16 protein-coding genes are annotated in these 18691 nt (G+C 45.9%); 6 read left to right on the forward strand and 10 right to left on the reverse strand.

Annotated elements, in window-relative coordinates; translation table 11 throughout:
• Positions 1–24 precede the first annotated feature (24 nt).
• From RQM65_RS17340 to RQM65_RS17380, 9 genes are all read right to left on the reverse strand, one after another.
• The gene (locus tag RQM65_RS17340; RefSeq protein WP_314016698.1) at positions 25–471 is read right to left on the reverse strand and encodes a hypothetical protein; all 447 of its coding nucleotides are present in this window, start codon (positions 469–471) and stop codon (positions 25–27) included.
• Positions 472–818: 347 nt separating this feature from the next.
• Positions 819–1448, reverse strand: coding sequence for a peptidylprolyl isomerase (locus RQM65_RS17345; protein ID WP_314016700.1), 630 nt, complete (start codon positions 1446–1448; stop codon positions 819–821).
• Positions 1449–1454: 6 nt separating this feature from the next.
• On the reverse strand, positions 1455–2033 hold the full coding sequence (locus RQM65_RS17350; RefSeq protein ID WP_314016701.1) for a peptidylprolyl isomerase: 579 nt from the start codon (positions 2031–2033) through the stop codon (positions 1455–1457).
• A gap of 1 nt (position 2034) precedes the next feature.
• Positions 2035–2523: a hypothetical protein gene (locus RQM65_RS17355; RefSeq protein WP_314016702.1), complete on the reverse strand. Its 489-nt coding sequence runs from the start codon at positions 2521–2523 to the stop codon at positions 2035–2037.
• A gap of 15 nt (positions 2524–2538) precedes the next feature.
• Entirely contained in the window at positions 2539–4002 is a 1464-nt protein-coding gene (locus RQM65_RS17360) for a SusD/RagB family nutrient-binding outer membrane lipoprotein (RefSeq protein WP_314016703.1), read from the reverse strand.
• An 11-nt stretch (positions 4003–4013) separates the two neighbouring features.
• On the reverse strand, positions 4014–7328 hold the full coding sequence (locus tag RQM65_RS17365; protein WP_314016704.1) for a SusC/RagA family TonB-linked outer membrane protein: 3315 nt from the start codon (positions 7326–7328) through the stop codon (positions 4014–4016).
• Between the two features lie 217 nt (positions 7329–7545).
• Entirely contained in the window at positions 7546–7782 is a 237-nt protein-coding gene (locus RQM65_RS17370) for a hypothetical protein (RefSeq protein ID WP_314016706.1), read from the reverse strand.
• A 21-nt stretch (positions 7783–7803) separates the two neighbouring features.
• Complete coding sequence (locus tag RQM65_RS17375) at positions 7804–8643, reverse strand: pentapeptide repeat-containing protein (RefSeq protein WP_314016708.1); 840 nt, start codon at positions 8641–8643, stop codon at positions 7804–7806.
• A gap of 83 nt (positions 8644–8726) precedes the next feature.
• On the reverse strand, positions 8727–9755 hold the full coding sequence (locus RQM65_RS17380) for a helix-turn-helix domain-containing protein (protein WP_314016710.1): 1029 nt from the start codon (positions 9753–9755) through the stop codon (positions 8727–8729).
• 189 nt (positions 9756–9944) lie between these two features.
• On the opposite strand from RQM65_RS17380, the gene RQM65_RS17385 reads away from it, so the two are divergent.
• From RQM65_RS17385 to RQM65_RS17410, 6 genes are all read left to right on the forward strand, one after another.
• Positions 9945–10655 (forward strand): hypothetical protein, encoded by a 711-nt coding sequence (locus tag RQM65_RS17385; protein ID WP_314016711.1) that lies wholly within the window; start codon positions 9945–9947, stop codon positions 10653–10655.
• Positions 10656–10678: 23 nt separating this feature from the next.
• On the forward strand, positions 10679–11008 hold the full coding sequence (locus RQM65_RS17390) for a hypothetical protein (protein ID WP_314016712.1): 330 nt from the start codon (positions 10679–10681) through the stop codon (positions 11006–11008).
• Position 11009: 1 nt separating this feature from the next.
• Positions 11010–11297, forward strand: a complete 288-nt coding sequence (locus tag RQM65_RS17395) for a hypothetical protein (protein WP_314016713.1) — start codon at positions 11010–11012, stop codon at positions 11295–11297.
• A 13-nt stretch (positions 11298–11310) separates the two neighbouring features.
• Positions 11311–12963, forward strand: coding sequence for a PepSY-associated TM helix domain-containing protein (locus tag RQM65_RS17400; RefSeq protein ID WP_314016715.1), 1653 nt, complete (start codon positions 11311–11313; stop codon positions 12961–12963).
• A 182-nt stretch (positions 12964–13145) separates the two neighbouring features.
• A complete protein-coding gene (locus RQM65_RS17405) occupies positions 13146–15515 on the forward strand; it encodes a TonB-dependent receptor (RefSeq protein WP_314016717.1) in 2370 nt (789 codons plus the stop codon).
• 18 nt (positions 15516–15533) lie between these two features.
• On the forward strand, positions 15534–16835 hold the full coding sequence (locus RQM65_RS17410) for a DUF4374 domain-containing protein (RefSeq protein WP_314016719.1): 1302 nt from the start codon (positions 15534–15536) through the stop codon (positions 16833–16835).
• A gap of 368 nt (positions 16836–17203) precedes the next feature.
• Here the strand turns inward: RQM65_RS17410 and RQM65_RS17415 are convergent, their stop codons facing one another.
• On the reverse strand, positions 17204–18667 hold the full coding sequence (locus RQM65_RS17415) for an MltF family protein (protein ID WP_314016721.1): 1464 nt from the start codon (positions 18665–18667) through the stop codon (positions 17204–17206).
• Positions 18668–18691 lie beyond the last annotated feature (24 nt).

An 18691-nucleotide genomic window follows, 5' to 3' on the forward strand; every position in this document is an offset into this window, starting at 1 on the left:
AGACCTTCTTGAATATTTCCTAATTCAGATCAAAGACGTAAAATAGATTGAAACGGTCAATCCGAATACGATATGGGCCGCGACCAACTGAATCAGGAACACCGTGAACTCTATCTTGGGCGGGTCATGGTGTGTACTGAACATCACGATCCAACCGATAACTCCCATCAGTCCGAAAATAGCCCCTAAGGCCATTCCGAGCCAGATAGACAGATGATATCCTGTAATGGATTGGAACACAACTATAAGGGCAACGAAGATTAGGCCAATAGCATAGTGTATTGCCCAGCCTGCAATATGGTTATCCGTGGTGTTCGTATCGAATTGCCGGGATGACCTTATCAGACGGTTCAGAAACTTGGGTTCTCCCAATTCCTTCTGGGTAAGGGCGGCGACAATATAGGTGAAAAGGGTCATGGCCGAAGTGGCCACTAGACTCGATAAGATAATATGAACCACGACGGCGAACATAAAGGGGCTACTAATACATCCGTCGTAAAATGGCGAAAAGTAAACGAAACAGATAACCCAAATACTCTAAACCTTAACCCTAAAGCGTAATATTAAAACCTCATCAGTCATTTGTATAGTAGGGGAGACTTTGCAACTAATGTTGGGTCAAGCAATACTCGAAGGACTCATATCGTGGCCTCCCGACATCAGTAGCAGTATTTAGAATCCCTTAGCGGCTGTCGTGAACCGAGGAGGAGGGAAGGCAACAAAAACTCCTGAAAAAAATCGATTTTTTTTGAAAAATTATAGTAGGAAGCAATGAATAAGCAAATACGGGGTTGATAGAATCTCTTCGCACCCATAAACTATTGCCGTGATTTGACAATTTCATCAATTTGAACTGGATTTTGGAGGCTTTGACCGTTTGTATCCCCTAATTGAATGGCCTTGACTACATCCATTCCTTTTATGACTTTACCGAAGGCGGCAAAACCTTGACCGTCGGGATTGCGCTTTCCTCCGTAATCGAGTTGCGGTTGATTATTAATACAAATAAAAAATGCTACCGATGCCGATCCCGGATCCATCCTGGCCATAGATATTGTCCCATCCTCATGCAGAATCCCTGTTTCTTTGGTCGTTTCATGTTCGATATTGCCCAAGCTGTTTTCATTCGAAGTGAAATTTCCTTGAATGACCTCGATCCGAATGGAATCTTGGGGCTGGTTGTCCATTCGTACCACGCGATAAAAGTTGGCCTCCTCAAAATCGGCCATGTCCACGTATTTCAAGAAGTTCTCAACAGTTAAGGGCGCTTTTTTCGGGTACACCTCAAAAACAATATCGCCTAGTTCGGTCTTGATGATATAATTATTAGCATTGCTATCTTGAGTAAGGGGTATTGTGACAAGCGCAGGCTCGCTATCGAGGTTGAAATAAACAACTGCAGTAACTATTGAAAATAGTAAAAGGGTCAATTTATAGGCGTGGTTCATGGGAATCTATTTTAACTTGCTGATGCTGCTGATCTTGATTTTTTTCTTTAAGCTTTGCTTATCGGTTTCACCGGATTGAATTTCTTTCACCACATCCATCCCCTCTAAAACCTGGCCGAAGGCGGCGAAGCCCTGTCCATCAGGATTTCTCTTTCCGTTGTAGTCCAACTCCGGTTGGTCGTTAATACAGATAAAAAACTCCGCCTGGGTGGTACCTACTTCAAACCTGCCCATCGAAACGGTGCCGTCTTTATGGGTCAGCCCTGTTACTTCGGTGGTCTCATGTTCAATAATTGGAAATCGATGGTCCGCCCCGGTAAAATCGCCCTGTATCACTTCTATTTTTACCGGGTTGACAGGTTGATTGTCCATTCTTACTACCCGATAGAAATAGGCGCCATCGAAATTGGCCTGTTCGACGTACTTCTTAAAATTCCCGACAGTAATGGGAGCTTTCTCGGGATAAACTTCAAACATGATATCACCGAGCTCCGTCTCGATTACGTATTTTTCGTCCCCCGTATCGGTACATCCGGAAAAGATTAACAGGGCAATGATCAAGATATAGATTCCAAAGGTCTTCATCCTATTCGGTTATGAGTACGGCAAAGTTGGTTCTCATGCTGCTGTCGAACTTGTCGATTACGGCACCATCTTCGTAGGTGATAACGAAATTGATGTTAAAGGAATCGCCTGCCCTTAAATCTTCGGTTGAAAGTCCCGAAAATCCTTCAACCATATCCGCTGATGTCAGGGACAGGGTTTTCGGAAACTCGGTAAGACTTTGCTGCGGTACTTCGGGAGACTCATTAGCTTCGGCATCAATATAGACTTTATTGATGGCAATGGACTGAACTGGCCGCTTATCGCCCTCAACTTCTACTATAAAGTCCAAGGAATAGTCATCCAGGTCAGCTATGGCAATCTCTTTGTCACTGGTAACTATCACATCCAATAGCACTCCGTATTCGGTCCCGTCCAAAAAATCGGGAACGATGTCATTTTCGTCGTTATTGCAAGACACAATTAGTAGACTACAGCTACATGCGATAATATAATTTGCGATATGTTTCATTGTCTTATGTTAAATTTATTTATCCCAGAAAACGAGTTCGTTGTTGTTGGGTAGGGTAGGTGGAGTAGCACTTGAGGGGTAGGGGAATCGGTTGAGCACCAAACTTGTTTGAACCACCAAGGTCAGATCATTAGGAAAACCGGTTCGTCGCCAGTCGTTGTACTGCTCCATGCCATTACCAAAAAGGTGCTTGTATTTTTCCATCATGACCACTTCCAATTTACCGGCACCATCGGCAGCATTGAATACATCTAGACGTTCGGCCACATACTGATCGATCTGGCTTTCGGAGATACCCGGCCCCACTCCGAGCTCATTTACTTTTTCCATGGATTCCCGGATGCCTTGTTCCAGAAGTTCCACAACGCTTGCCGAAGCGGTGATATCCAGGGTCAGGGCGGCTTCGGCCTCAATAAAGAGCCGCATGGCGTAAGTCATCATCCTGTAAGTAGCAGCCCCTTTAAGTCCCGAGTCCCCGGTGGTAACCGTTGCCGAGCCATCATCGTACTTTCCGCCAGCGGGGTAGGCCCCGTGGAAGGTTCGGGTATCCTGGTCTTCAAAAGTGGAAAGGCCGCTTGGATTGCCGGCGTCCCTACCTACAAACGTGTTACTTTGATTATACAAGTAGTAGGGAATTCGGGGATCGTTGGCATCCGTCAGTACATCATAAAAGTAATTGGAAATTCTATTGTCTAAACGAGTGACATAATCTTCGACAAAAAGCTGCATTCTGTTTTCGGGTGAAGCCGTGTTACCATAAACGAGTTGAAAATCATCATCACTTGATTGAATCAAGTTATTATCCGCAATCAAAGCTTCTATCTTTCCACCTACGTTGTCATCGACCAATCTTGTTTGATTGTACATCTTCAAAAGCAAGGTATTGCCCATGCGTTTCCATTTGTTCAAATCGCCACCATATATCAAGTCATCGTTTGCCGGGGACCGTTCGGAAGCCTTATCAAGGTCGGCCATAGCCTCGACGATTAGTGCCTCAAGGTTCGTATATACGGCACTTCCCGAATCGTACGCGGGATCATCAAAATCGGGATTGAAAGCTTCGGAATAAGGAATGTCGTTCCAAAGATCGACCATTAGGCTGAAGGTATAAGCCTTCATGAGTTTGGCGATGCCCACATAATGCCACTGTTCATTCTCGGTACCTTGAACGATCGTTGTCTCTAAATCTTTTAGACCCCCGCTATAAAGATTGTTATTCCATATACCATCGATTGTGGTACGACTTACCGTATAATTATCGTACCGAGTGCTGACCCTGGTCTGTACGGCACTCGAGGTAATCGCGTTCACTAAACTAGCGAAGGGTTGAATTACCGAAACTTGTCCGTGGGGAAGCAATTCACTTACCGTGGCATTGGTCGGATTGTTCGGATCTTCGTTAATATCCAGATCACAAGCGGTGAGTGAAAACAAGATGACCGCCGTCAAAAGGTTTTTATTAAATAGGCTGGCTTTCATAGTCGGGCTGTTTAGAATGAGAGTTTGAGGTTCAGGGCCATGTTCTTCACGTTGGGCGGGGCGTATTGTTCGACTCCTTGCGCGTTACCGGCCCCGTAAGTGGAGGATTCGGGATCCAAGTGCGGAAAGTTGGGCGCCTTAAACCATAGGTTCCGTCCTAAAAGCGTTAGGCTGAGACTGCCGAAAGGTAAATCTTTTAATAGTTTTCTCGGTACGGTATATCCCAAGCTCAGTTCCCTTAAACGAAATACTGTGGCGTCAAACACCAAGGATTCGGCGCTAAAGCGATATTGGTTTCTTTGGGTTCCATTGGTCGCTCCGCTCCAGTAATTCTGTGGGGAAATTTGGATGTTATTGGGTATTTTGTTGCCGTCGTCATCCAACATCGGTTGGCTTGGATCGAGGGGGTCGGCAAGATATCCGGGCAAAATATAGGTTCTTTCCCGATCCACTGCGGTCTCTTTGGTCAGTCCTAGTCCCCGGAGGTAGCCATTGGATAGGGATAGTACGTCGCCGCCCTGCTGCCAATCCAATAAAAATCCGAGTCGAAATCCTTTATAAGAAAGAGTGTTGGTGATTCCGACCGTAAAATCAGGATTGGGATCCCCGACAATACCCTGTTCGGCCGCTTTGGTGGGCAGACCGCTGATGGCATTGATCAAAAGATTGCCTTGATCGTCCCTGTTTTGCACTTCACCTTCCAAAACCCCGTATGGTTCACCTACCCGCAGTATATTTCCATATGCTGCCTGTCGGTATCCCGGATTTATCTGAGTCAACCCGTCTATCAACCGCTCTACCTTGCTAACATTTTTGGCAAAGGTGCCATAGAGGTTCCAGTTGAGACCTTCCGGGTTCTGAATGGGATTAAAATCCAGACCGATTTCAAGACCTTTATTGGAAATTTCACCAGCGTTCAGTGTTTTTGTAGTATATCCGGTGGCCGCAGGAATATTGACGCTAAAAATCTGGTCTTCCGTTCGCTTCGAATAATAGGCTAAATCAAGATTTACGAGATTCTCAAAAAGATTGAGCTCTAGACCGACTTCGTACTCCGTTGTAAACTCGGGTTTCAGGTTCTCATTGCCAAGGTTGTCTCCTATTTCCGTTCCCGAAATTCCAGTAAACGGGAAGTCGCGACCCGAGCCACCACCGTTGATTACATTGACCGTTGATAACAGGTAGGGATCCGCATCGTTACCTATTTTCGTGTAGGCCAGACGGAGTTTGCCAAAGGATAACATGTTCGATTCAAGGCCCATGGCGTCGGTAAAGTTAAAGGTGGTCGATATCGAAGGGTAGAAAAAGCTTCTTTTGCCTTGAGGCAATGTGGACGACCAATCGTTCCTTCCGGTGAGGTTCAGGAACAAGTAGTCTTTGTACGACAATACAATATCGCTGAAAAGACCGACGATTCTTCTATTGGTGAACCGGGACTCATCTGCGACGACCGATTCGGTATTTGTGATTCTTGAAATACCTCTCTTAATGACCCCGGTGCCTACAAAATTCTGATAATCAGTCTTTCTTTGATTATAGTTATGCCCCAGAACCACCCTTAAATTCAGATCTTCGGTAATATTCTTTGAGCCCGTGAATATCAGATTGGACGATAGCTCGTTGAAGGCAATATTGGTATTGATAATATTTCCGACGTCGTCCCAGCTTCCTCTAGGTACAATTTGCGTGCGTCGATCGGTGTAGGCATTCGTTCCGAGTTTATAGGAGACGTTCAACCAATCTTTCAGTTTATAATCTGCGGACACAAAGCCATAAACCCGGTCAACATCACTATCATAGGGCCCCTCTTGGGCCAGCCATCTGGGGTTGTCCCAAAAAGAATATTTTAGTTGTTCGCCCGATGGTTCGACGATATAGGGGAAGCCGGTCAGGTCGTAGCCTCTTGGAATAAATAAGGTCTGCCTGTTGATTGTCGAAAGGGTGTTGTGTCCACCTGATAATATTCCGTCTTGGTGGGTGTTGACATAGGTTGCGGAAGCCTTTAATTTAAGTCCGTTTTCGAGATTGGTACTTCCTGAAACCTTCACGGAAGTTCTTTTCAGTCCCGTGAACGGAATAAAACCTTCATTGTCAACGTTACTTGCGGTTACCGCGAAGGCATTAATGCCGTCCCCGCCCTGGATGCGTAAGGAAGTTTCGCGCTGGGCGCCGGTTCTGAAGAAGTCCTTAACGTTATCCGGAAAGGCTTTGTAAGGCACCCTGTCCCCGACATGGTTTACGTATTTGATGATACCGTCTTCCCGAAAAAGTCCGCCGTTACCCGCTAGGTTCGGACTGTCGAATGCCGGGCCCCAAGATTCCGTGGCAACGGGACTAAAGGTGTATTGACCGTCGATAAAATTACCTTGGCCGTATTTGTTTTGATAATCGGGAAGCTTTGCAATCGTTTCTAGCCCCGTGGTGTTCGATAGTTGTACCTCAAGCCCTTTTCTAGATTGGCTGCCCGAGTGCGTGGTTATGATAATGACCCCGTTCGATGCCCTAGATCCGTACAGGGCGGCTGCGGCCCCTCCCTTGAGCACGGTCATACTGGCAATATCGTTCGGATCGAGATCCAGTGCCCGGTTGGAGTACGTAGAACCGGTATCGGCCGGATCGGAGGAATTGACGGTAGAGTTGTCAAAAGGAATCCCATCGACTACAAATAAAGGCTGATTGTTTCCCGTGGCCGAATTGTTACCTCTAATGATAATGTTAGTGGAAGAGCCCGCAGCACCACCGGAACTGGTAATGTTCACCCCGGCGACCTTACCGCTCAATGCCTTTAGAACGTCGGGTTCGGCCTTATCTGCAAGTCGATCTCCATCAACTTCCGAAATGGCATAAGACAAGGATTTTTTGTTCCGTTCGATGCCCAAAGCGGTGACCACTACCTCGTCGAGAGTGTTCATGTCTTCCTCAAGCTGCACGTTTATAACGGATTGACCCGAAATTTCCACACTTTTCTGAACATATCCGATATAGGAAAAGATCAAGGTCGAAGCAGATTCGGGGACATCGAGCGTATAATTACCATCAAAATCGGTAACCGTACCTATGTTCGAGCCTTCTACTTGAACTGTGGCCCCGAGTAGCGGGATTCCCGCCATATCGCTTACCGTGCCGGTGACAGTAGTTTCCTGATTTATTCCTTCTACGGCGTTCTCGCTTGCAACGGGCTCGGATTCACGGATAAATGATGTCGAAGGCCCATCCATCGATGCAATTTTCTCCTTACTGTTGGCCTGTCCACTATAGCTGGTAAAACCTACAAGGGCCGAAAATAATAGAAATGTGCCTTGTTTAAGGGTACGGTTATTTTTCATGGATTGGATGGTTGATAGTGTTAGCATGTGTTACTCCGTATGTATCGGTCAGCTTGTTCCACTTTTTGATGGGAATCTAACTACTCAATTTTATGGGATTCGGTTTACCTGACAATAATTAATAATTTTACAATAGTATTAAGATTTTTTGGGATTTTACTATGAATTTAACAAACAAATGTTAAAAATGATATATTTTTGGGAGTGTCATACGTTATTACGAAGTTTTATGCCCTCGCAAGTACTGATGTACCCCCAAAAGCTCTTCGGCTAGAGGTACTTCTTGGTGCAAGGGTATTTCGGTCTTGGGAAAATCGTTGTTTATCTCGCTTTCAAATTGGTTAAGGGTGAAGCGGAAGATGGGTGATTTCTTTAGTTCGGATGCGGGACGCCACCATAGGGTGTCCGTTTGGACGCAGTAAAGCACCTTGCTATACGTGTTGCTTACTTCCACAAAATCGAAGGCTGTCCCGAATTAGATGTCCCGTACCTTACAGTCACAAAAGTTGATCATGGAGATGTCGTTCGTAAAAGCCATAGTTGTCCCTTTTAAAGAACAGTCATCCAGGGTCAGTTCGGTCAGCCACTCTTTTTTAGGATATCCATACACGAACGAGCAACTGTCCAACGTGCAGTGTTCAAAAAGGGCCCCACAAAGTATGGTGGTGTGGCATCCGGTGCGGGACAAGTCGGAGTCCGTGAATCGGGCGTATTCTAGGGAGCATCCGGTAAAATAGCCGTTGGGAATCCGGATGTTCCCAAAACTTGCCCGGTCGAGATCGGAATCGAAACAGCTCAGACCACCGACCTTGGTGTTGCGGAACTTAACACCGGTACAGGTGCAGGAGGAGAACGAGAAGTTTTCAAAATCGCAAGCCCCAAAGCGGCTTTTCCGTAACGAGCAGTCCGTGAAGCTTAGGTTCGAGGCCATTATTCCTTTCCATAACAGCCCATCGAGGTTTTGGGAGATTACCTGAAGGCCGTCCAACCGCACCCCTGTCGCCAAAGCGTCGTTGAGCACCGCCCTGTAATCTGGGAACAAGGGGGATTTTTCCAATTCGTAGAGAATACGGCCTTCCGCGTCATGAAGTTGAATCATTTCTTTTGGTACGAGTTCCATAGCATTCCACTTCCGCTCGATAAACTGGGTATAGTGCCGGTGGCGCTCAAAAATCTGCTTTACGTAGTTGTAAGGCTCGATCCGGCGAACATGGCCGTATTTAACGACGGGGTCGTTATAGGCTTCGGGACTACTTAGTTTTAGGATTATATTCTCCACATTGCCGTACCGGACTAGCGGGTCGAATATACCCAAAAAACCCGTAAAAGTATGTTTTGGGCAAAACCTTCGGAATTTTGAACAAGTTGCGGCAGGCGCTTGGCTTCCTTGGTAAATCTTCAATTTTTATGACTGCTTTTAATAGCGCTAGGCGGCATCCCGAATTTTCGTTTAAAAGCCGTTGAAAAGTGTTGGGGATTTTTATAGCCGACTTCGTCGGAAATTTGACCTATGGAAAATTCACCTTGCAAAAGCAATGTTTTGGCCTTCTTCATCCGTATGTCGGCTACGTATCCAAAGACGGTGGTACCGAACAAGGACTTAAAATCCCGTTTCAGCAAAAATTCGTTGGTACCTATTTTTTTGGATAGTTCGGACAAGGTCATCGGGTCCCTGAAATTTTCCGAAAGGTAATTTCGGGCGATCTGCATCTTCGTCATATTACAGGGACTTACCTGCTCGGTGCGCTCTACATTTACTTTAAAGAGGTCAAGCTGCACTAATAACAGCTCCATAACTTTAGCATGCATGTGTATTTTTCGAAAATGATCATTACAACGACAATGACGTACGGCGTTGATCAACAGCAGCATTTCGGGGGTAATCGACATGTTTTCATTTCTAACAAAACCCGCTTGGTCGTTCTGGATCTGTTTCCTGAAGTCCTCAAAATTTTTGTACCTCGGAAAGTTTTTGATGAAAAAGTCTTTTTGAATGTCGACTAGAAAAAAGCTGTTTTCACCCTTTTCCAGAATTAACGTGCCTTCCGCATCGGTTCCAAAGAAAATATTGCATTCGTTACTTTTGAAATGGTACTTTCTGTCTAACGTGAACATTGTAGCGTTTCCTTTGGGAAGAAACACCATTTGTACCGTCTCACCGATAAAAGTGTAATCGAGCTGAACGGTCTTGGTGGCGTTGAAAGTGCCTACCGCTACTTTAAAAAAATCAAAAAGAATTTCCTTAAAAACTATTTGAATTCCATTAGAATCAATTTTGGTCTTTAGATCATAGGTCCCGGATGCGTCACACTGCTTTAGTCGTTTACCTTGATTAAAATGACTCTCGGTAATCTTTCCCAGCGTGAGCGAAATCCGTGGTGTGGTATGTTCGGTTTCCATGCTACCCAACTGCCCGAAATTCTTCATAATTGCTTTCCTTGCGACAAATATAAACTATTATATATACTTGGTCTAAATAAAAATAGCTTGCAAAAACGACAAATCGAAAACTCCGTTTCGCGTACAAACTTCTCCGTTTGGCGTAGCTCTACATCCAATCACAGTGGTATATTCGCGCTTAATTCATATTAATTCTAAATAAATATCCGATAAATTATGAACTTACTAAAACCGTTAATATTCTTTGTTTTTTTTGGCCTTGTGGGTCAAAATCTTTCGGCCCACGCGCTTTGGATACAGACCAAAGGTGAAGGGAAGGAGGGCAGGTCTCACGATGTCATTATTTACTATGCCGAGCCCAATGATGAGCATGAGGTAATCGCCGATTGGTGGTCCGACACGGCAAATTTTACGCTATGGTTGATATCGCCCGACGGACAGCGGGAAAAGCTAAGGCTGCAAGAGGGAAAAAATCAATTTGTATCTTCTTTCGTGCCTAAAACCTCGGGCATCTATAGATTGGTTATCAACCACAACGTGGCCCAACTGGCCGGCGAAAGCCAATATCAGTTCAATGCCTCCGCCTCCGTAAATGTTGGTGTATCTACCGACTTTGATGGGACTGATGCCATCAGCAAAGAAAACGGACTTTTTCTTCTACAGGTACCCAATGTCGCCGATAATAAAAAAGCAGACATTTCTATTCAACTTATGGAGGGCGAACACCCTGTTCCGGATAATGAGATTTCGGTCATTGCCCCCAACGGATGGCGAAAAACCCTTGTGACCAATGAAAAGGGAATGGCGACCGTTGACGCCGAATGGTCTGGTAATTATGTTTTTGAAGGGTTTAAGAAAGAGGAGGTATCCGGTCAAGAATTTACGGAAATAATTAGGGTAATCACTCTATTGGTGGAAGCTGAATAAAGTCGAAAGTAAGTTCTACCGATATGATTACACTAACTGTAGGTTTGACCTTTATAGGTTTTTTTCTCTCTTATAACACCTCAAAAAGAGCAAAGCCGGCCAACGGTAAAATTCGTGATTGGGCCAAGAAAAATCCGAAGATTTCCATTGGCACCGGAATCGCTTTCCTAGTTGCCGGACTTGCTTTAGCCGTAGTTGCCCTTGGATTAGGCTCGGGTATATTTTCCTTTCTGGTGATATTGATGCTGCTGGGCAGTTTGACGGTTTTGGTTTCCCCGCTGCATTTTTTCTCCTTAAAAGGATTGATACTGTTGGTCGTAATTGCATTGCTCATCGAGCTTAACCTAACTTAAGATGCCCGCAAATAAAAAATACCTTACCCAATCTCCTGCGCTGCGTTTTGCAAAAATATCGGCGGGCTTTGTGGGCGGCTATATGGTCACCCAAGCTTTACACATGCTGTTGATTAAATGGTGGTCGACCGCCAGTGCCATAATAACGCTGCAATTTGCCGGGTTTGCACTTTGGGCAATCCTGATGATTCTGGCGTTTTTATCAAAAAACGTATGGATAACTTGGGGCGTCTATCTCTTGGTAACGGCAGGTATGTTAGGGATCCTTTATATAATCGGAGCTATTTAATAAGATACAGAATATGGGCAAAAGAGTCTATAATATCGTTTTTCATACCCATACCATCAGTGGTATTATTATCAGCGCCGCCCTGTACGTGATTTTTTTTACGGGTTCCATTTCCTTTTTGCGCGATGAGATCAGTGCCTGGGAGCGTAACGAGCCCATATCAGCCGATTACTTCCGTACCGTCGATTTTGACAAGGCACTACATGTTCTTTCCGAAGACCGTGACCTCTACGGCCGCGACATCTCTTTTTCGAACCGTTATTTTGAACGGAGGATGGCCTCCTCCATGACAGCATCAAAAGATACCACCATGAAGGCTCCCCCGGAACAAGGTCGTCGGGAGAATTTCTTTTATATGGACATGGATACCTTTGAAAAGAGGGATTACACCGCAAACTATTCCTTGGGCGAGTTCTTTTATCGGCTTCATTTTTTCGCCCAGTTAAACTTTTTTGGACGTTCCGGCTATTTTTTGTCCGGGTTGGTGGCCTTTTTCTTCCTGTTTTCCGTGATAACGGGAGTCGTGGTACATTGGAAAAAAATCATCCAAAGCTTCTACGTATTTCGGCCCGGGGCCAAGTGGAAGACCATTTGGACAGATGCGCATGTGGCCTTGGGCATGATTGGTCTGCCCTACCAATTTATGTTCGCCCTGACCGGATGTTATCTTATGATCGGGTATATGTTCATGTTGCCGCCCGTTGAGGCCCTAGTCTATGATGGGGATGCTGAAAAGCTGCAGAAGGCCATGCGGTACGAGGCTGTTGATGATTACCCCTTTGAGGCCGATAAGCTGGAAAGAACGGTACCTATCGGTCAATTTATTGACAGTACCTTAAAAAAATATCCGGATGTAGCCCTGAACCAGCTTCAAATTTTTAATTACGGCGATACGGGTATGCACGTAAAGGTATCGGGTTCGCCCCGGTATTCCGATAAACTTTTGGGTACGGGACACCTGACCTTTCGGGCAAGCGATGGGATGTTGGCCGATGAAAAAAATCCGTATCAAAAGACCGGGTACGTTGAGGGCGCAAGTGATACGATGCGCAGGCTGCATTATGGCGACTTTGGAGGCTACGGTATGAAATTGATCTATCTCGTGCTGGGTTTTGTCACCTGCTTTGTCATTCTCTCCGGGGTGTTGATCTGGTTGGTGGCCCGAAAGAACAAAACGGTGTCCCGATCAAAACAACGGTTCAACGAATGGCTGGTGCATGTATATTTAGCGGTTTGCTTGAGCCTGTATCCCATCACGGCTATCGCTTTTATCGCCGTAAAACTATTTGCCGATACGGTCGAAACCTCACCAAAGACGTTTTTGTATCAGGTCTTCTTTTGGGGGTGGCTGGTGTTTTCGGTTTTCTTCATTTTTAAAAGAAACAATCGTTTCACCAATATGACGAACCTCTTTTTAGGAGGGATTTTGGGATTTTTTGTACCCATATCCAACGGTATCGTTACAGGAAATTGGCCTTGGATTTCATGGTCAAAGGGATATAGTCAAATTTTTGTGGTGGACGTATTTTGGATTGTTCTTTCACTTACCGCCTTTGCTATTTTGCTCAAATTGAAAGCGAATGCGAAAAATAAAGAGGGGACTACGCTTCAGAAAAAGAAACCACTTCGACCTAAAAAGCAAGTGGAAGCCGGGGTACCCCTCTAAAATCCGTTTCACGTAGATTATTTTCCGTTTCGCGTACAAGCCCTTTTTACTTCATGGGTATTTTTGCATCCTATATTAATTAAGATTAATTAAAAATAATAGTATTGTCGATGTTTTACTATTTGTGGCGAACACGATATAGTTTCCAACTACACATAGTCACGATAATGAAAGTGATGTCAATGAAAAAGTTTTTAGCTCCGTTAGGTGTACTCCTGTTTTTAGCGCTTCCTCAAAACATATTGGGCCAGGCAACTACAACTAAAATCTCGGGTACAGTTTCCGAACAGGGGGGGAGGCCGGTTTTCGGGGCGACCGTGCTATTGCGGCATACCGATATCGGAGTAGTGACCGAGACCGACGGTTCTTTTGAAATCACCGGGCAGTTCGCAGGGGAATATATTTTGGAAGTCTCTTATATGGGATACAAAAAGGGACTTCAAAAGCTGACCTTGGAACTAGGAAAATCTTATACGACCGACGTTTCCATGGAAGAGGATAGCGTGACCCTGAACGAGGTCACCGTTACCGGAAAGAGTACCGTACAACAAGTACGCGATAAAGCCTTTAACGTCGGTGTGGTCGACACTAAAAAACTGCACACCACTAGCTTGGATATCGGTCACGCCCTAGATCGGGTCTCTGGGGTCAGGGTCAGGGAAAGTGGGGGCGTGGGTTCGCAGATGAATTTTTCCATTAACGGATTTAGGGGCAGGCAGGTCCGTTTCTTTATCGATGGCGTTCCTATGGATAATTTCGGTTCCGCCTTTCAGCTCAATAACATTCCCGTGAACCTCTCCGAACGCATAGAGGTTTACAAGGGGGTAGTGCCCGTAGGCCCAGGTTCCGATGCCTTGGGCGGGGCCGTCAATATCGTGACCAATACGTATGCGAAGAGCCATCTTGACCTTTCCTATTCCTACGGATCGTTCAATACCCATCGCAGTACCGTCAATGCGGTTTATGTGGGCAAATCCGGTTTTATACTGCAACTGAATGCTTTTCAGAACTATTCAGACAATAACTACGATGTTTTGGTAGATGTGGCCGATATCGATACAGGCGCTTATTTTCCGGACCGGACCGTAGAACGTTTTCACGATAATTATCACAACGAGACCCTGATCGCCAACGTCGGGGTGGTCAATAAGCCTTACGCCGATGAGCTGCTTTTTGGCATGACCTTGGGGCAGAACTATCGCGAAATTCAGACTGGCGCACGCATGGTCAGCGTTTTTGGTGGCTGGCACAGAAAAGGGACGATCTTAATGCCCAGCATCAAATACACAAAAGAAGATTTTTTGGTCAAGGGCTTAAGGGCACAGCTCAACGGCAACTACAATTTTGGCCAAGAGCAGAATATCGATACCCTTAACCGCCGTTACAATTGGTTTGGACAGTTTAAGGAATATAAAGGTCCCGGTGGGGAACGTTCCTACTCCCTTTACAAATACCGGAACAATACGGGTATCGGTATCGCCAATTTCAATTATCAGATCAACAAAAAACATGCCCTGGCCTTAAGCAGTACCCTAAATTCATTTGACCGCGAGGGTTCCGACGAGCTGAATCCCGAGAACGACCTTTACGAACAGCCCCGAAAGACCTTGAAAAACGTAGCGGGTCTCGGGTATACCTATACCTCCGAGAATTTCAATGCATCGGTCTTTGCCAAACACTATTTTCAACAGAACAAGTTTGCCCAATCCTACAATCCCACCGGAAATTACGGGGATATTGCCTATGTGAACAGTGTAAACGCGTTTAACAACTTGGGATACGGCATGGCGGCCACTTATTTTCTTAATGATAACTTCCAAGTAAAGGGATCCTTCGAAAATAGTTACCGCCTTCCGGAAGCCAATGAGCTATACGGAGACCAGATCAATCTGACGGGCAATATAGACTTGAAGCCCGAAAGTAGCAAGAACTATAATTTGGGAGCCAGCTATTGGGTATCCCTTAAAAATCTCCATCAGCTTAATTTCAATGCCAGCGCATTCTATCGCGACGCAAAGGACTTTATCCGCCCAAGACTCGATAACAACCAGGCCATGCAGGTCAACGATAACCTTGGTAATGTTACGAACTTGGGGGTCGAGGCCGAGATACGCTACCAATTCGGCAACAAAATAACGGCCGGGGCGAATTTCACCTATGAGAACCTGAGGAACAATACCCAATTTATCGAGGGCCAGACCGTAGAGAGCGTGGTGTATCGCGACCGCATACCCAACGTGCCCTATCTCTACGGAAATGCCGATGCCAGCTATAACTTCTCAAACCTTTGGGGAAAAGGCCATACGCTGAGCTTGGGGTACAACCTCTTATACGTACATGCGTTCTACCTCTACTGGCCCAGTCTAGGGAGTGATAAATTGGATGTACCCGAACAAATTTCGCATGATGTTACCCTGACGTATGGCTTTAGCGACAAGCTACGGTTTACGCTGGAATGCAGAAACCTTGCCGATAGCCTTTTATACGACAACTTTAGTTTACAGAAACCCGGAAGAAGTTTTTTCGGAAAAATCAATTACACCATTTTTTAATATTTAAGGCAGATTAAAATGAAAAGAACGCGTTTTTATTTAAGTGCAATAGCGACTACTGCCCTATTATTCATGTCGTGCAGTAGCGATGATACCCCCACAGAGACCCCGGTGAACCCCGGGGGAGAAAACCCCGACCCTAACGAGATAGTCGCCAAGTATCTGGTAACGGCAACCCCTACGGCTTCCGAGGGCGTAGCGGACTATATTCTGACCGTTGATAATCTCGACCAAGGCGTTATTTCGACCGAAGGCAACGGTATCGAACAAGATGGCACCTACCGGTACTACGTTCAGAACAACGGTAAATTTTTCAGCCTGTTGTACGGCCAGGGCAACCCTGGTGCCGTAACCACCTATGAACTGAACGCAGATGGCGCGTTGGAGAAGCTTTCGGATTTTCAATCGGAGACCGTTCAGGCCTTTGCTCCGGTAAATGACGATTTATTGCTGATAAAGATTTCCAGAAACAGCGACTCGCCCATTGCCTCCTGGTACCGTTTAGATACCGAAACGTCTACCTTCGTAGATGAGGGGCAAATCAATACCCAAGAACTGGCCGATAAGGAGAATGGCGAGATCGCCTTCTTTTCATGGATTACGCAAGTGGAGAATAAGGTTTTTCTTCCCTACTTTACCATAAAGGCCTGTTGTGACGACTCGTTTGGTACAGCATACCCCAACGAGGCCAATATAGCGGTATACTCCTATCCCGATATGACCTTGGAAAAAGTCATCAATGATGACCGTACAAGCTCTATTGGACGTTACTTTATAAACGGGCTCTCGGTGGATGAGAAAGGGGATGCCTATGCATTTTCTTCCGGTATCGCCAAAAATAACAATGAGCTGGCGACTACCTTGCCATCTGCCATTACACGTATTAAAAGCGGTACGACCGAGTTCGACGATAGTTATTACTTCAATGTAGAAGAAGCGTCCAATGGATATTATGTGACTACGCAGATGTATTTGGGCAACGGTAAATTTTTGACGAATATGGCCGAAGTATCCAAGAAGGCTGAGCCTGGCAGCGAATACGGAACCGGACCCAAATATGCCATCATCGATGTATATGCCAAATCGATTACCTGGGTAACGGGTATGCCCGACGAGGCGAACATCGTTAAGGTGACCGCACGGAACAACCTTGTGACGGAAGACGGAGCGGCTGCCTACGTGGGGGTTACCACTCAAACCGGGAGCTATATCTATAACATTGACGTGGCAAGTGCGGCCGCTACCCAGGGCCTTGAAGTACAAGGAGGTACTATTACGGCAATCGATAAAGTAGAAACTTCCGCAGAAGTGGCCAATTAAGAAAGTTATCCCTATTGTTTAAATGACAACAGGTTCCTTTTGTGGGGCCTGTTTTTTTTTGCGGAATAACAGGCTACTTACGGAGAATATCGAAAATCCCGTACGGAGCGCCGCCAGAAGTCCGAATTTTTTTTCATCCTCTTGGTTTCCTACATTTTTCTGCACAATCACGTGCTAGTAGCCCATACCTGGGGTGGTGTACGATATAGTTTCTCCGGTTCCGGTATGCGAACGTTCAGGAATATTTTGAACCCGTCAACTTTCAATGGGGGGAGGGGCGGACCCTTCGTATCGTAAATGCCATTGACCAGTTTAGAATGATCGTTGCGTTTTTTCAGTTTTTAGGGTACGATTTCCATAACATCCCGCTACCGCTCAATAAACTGTGTATAGTGTCGATAGCGCTCAAAAATCTGTTTCACGTAGTTGTAGGGTTCGATCCCGCGTACGTAGCCATATTTTACAACGGGGTCATTATAATATTCGGGACTACTTAGTTTTAGGATTATATTCTCCACATGGTCGTCCCAAACTAACGGGTTTAGATTTCTTTTTTCAGCCAGCTTCTGTGCATCCCTGACGTGATAGTAGCCACAGTTGTAGGAGGCCATAGTTAATTTGATTCGTTGAATCGAGTCTTGTACATTTTCAAACTTCTCGTTCAATTCTTTTAAATGGCGGATGCCTCCCCGAATGTTCTCTTCGGGGTCCATTCGATTGGTCACGCCGAGTTCCTTGGCCGTGGCGGGCATCAGTTGCATCAGGCCCTCGGCACTTGCCCAGGAGCTGTTTTTCGGGTCGAACCGCGATTCTTGGTAGATCAGGGAGGCTACCAGTCTCCAATCCCAGCCCAGCGGGGCGGAATGGGCCTTTATCAATTCGTCATAGGGACTTATCTCCTGAGTGTTCAGACTGTAAAATTCGCTCTTGACCCGCCTTCTAAAGTCTTTTGTGTTCTTGAAATACTTGTTGAAAATGACGTTGTAGTCCACTTCTTTTTTGAAGTTCTTTATCCAGGCGTTGGTCGCTTGCAACAGGTCGGGGGAGTTTTTGCGCGTACCCCAGGCGATCCGTTGCGAGAAACTGACGGGAACATCAATATCGAGAATGGGGTAGTAGGAGGCCATGATACCCGCGATATTGTCATCTGCGATGGTATATTCGATTTCGCCCTCCACCACCTTCTTGATGATTTCATCGGTCGCCATTTCTCCCGAAAGTTCCTTAACATGGATAGTATCCCCGAGCTCTTCGGAAAGATTGGCGATACGTTCCCTATAGGATGAATTTTTTCGAACCGAGACCGTATCCCCCAAAAGGCCGATAGCGTTCTGGATCAGGGAATCCTCCAGAACGTTCCAACGGATGCTCCGCCAATTGTCCGGCTTTTTCTGTATCAGCACCTGTTTGGTCAAATAGAGATAGTCGGTAAATGATATCTTTTGTTTCCGGTTGGAGGTGATGGCCATTCCGTGGGCAAGAATGTCGCCCTCGCCGCGGTTGAGCATGGCGATCAGTTTGTTCACGTCTTTGGCCACCACCAGCTCGAGTTCCACGTCAAGATAGTCAGCAAACCGCTCCAGCATTTCAAACTCATAGCCCATGGGAAGTCCCCGGTACAGAAAATAGGTGGTTCCGCTATACACGGTCAAGGCGCGGAGGGTGCCTTCTTTTTTGATATCGGCCAAATCCCTTTCGATGCTCGGGCCTGTAACTTCGGCTCCTGCGGCCTGTTGCTCGCTTTCCTGCCCGCAGCCCGTCAGTAACAATAGGGTAAGGCCTACTACGTAGGATGTATAGGAGGTAAGGGGGAAGGATTTTAAGGTTTCCATAGCGTTATTCTTTCAGGTTGGATA

The organism is Pricia mediterranea (assembly GCF_032248455.1).
Taxonomy (GTDB): domain Bacteria; phylum Bacteroidota; class Bacteroidia; order Flavobacteriales; family Flavobacteriaceae; genus Pricia; species Pricia mediterranea.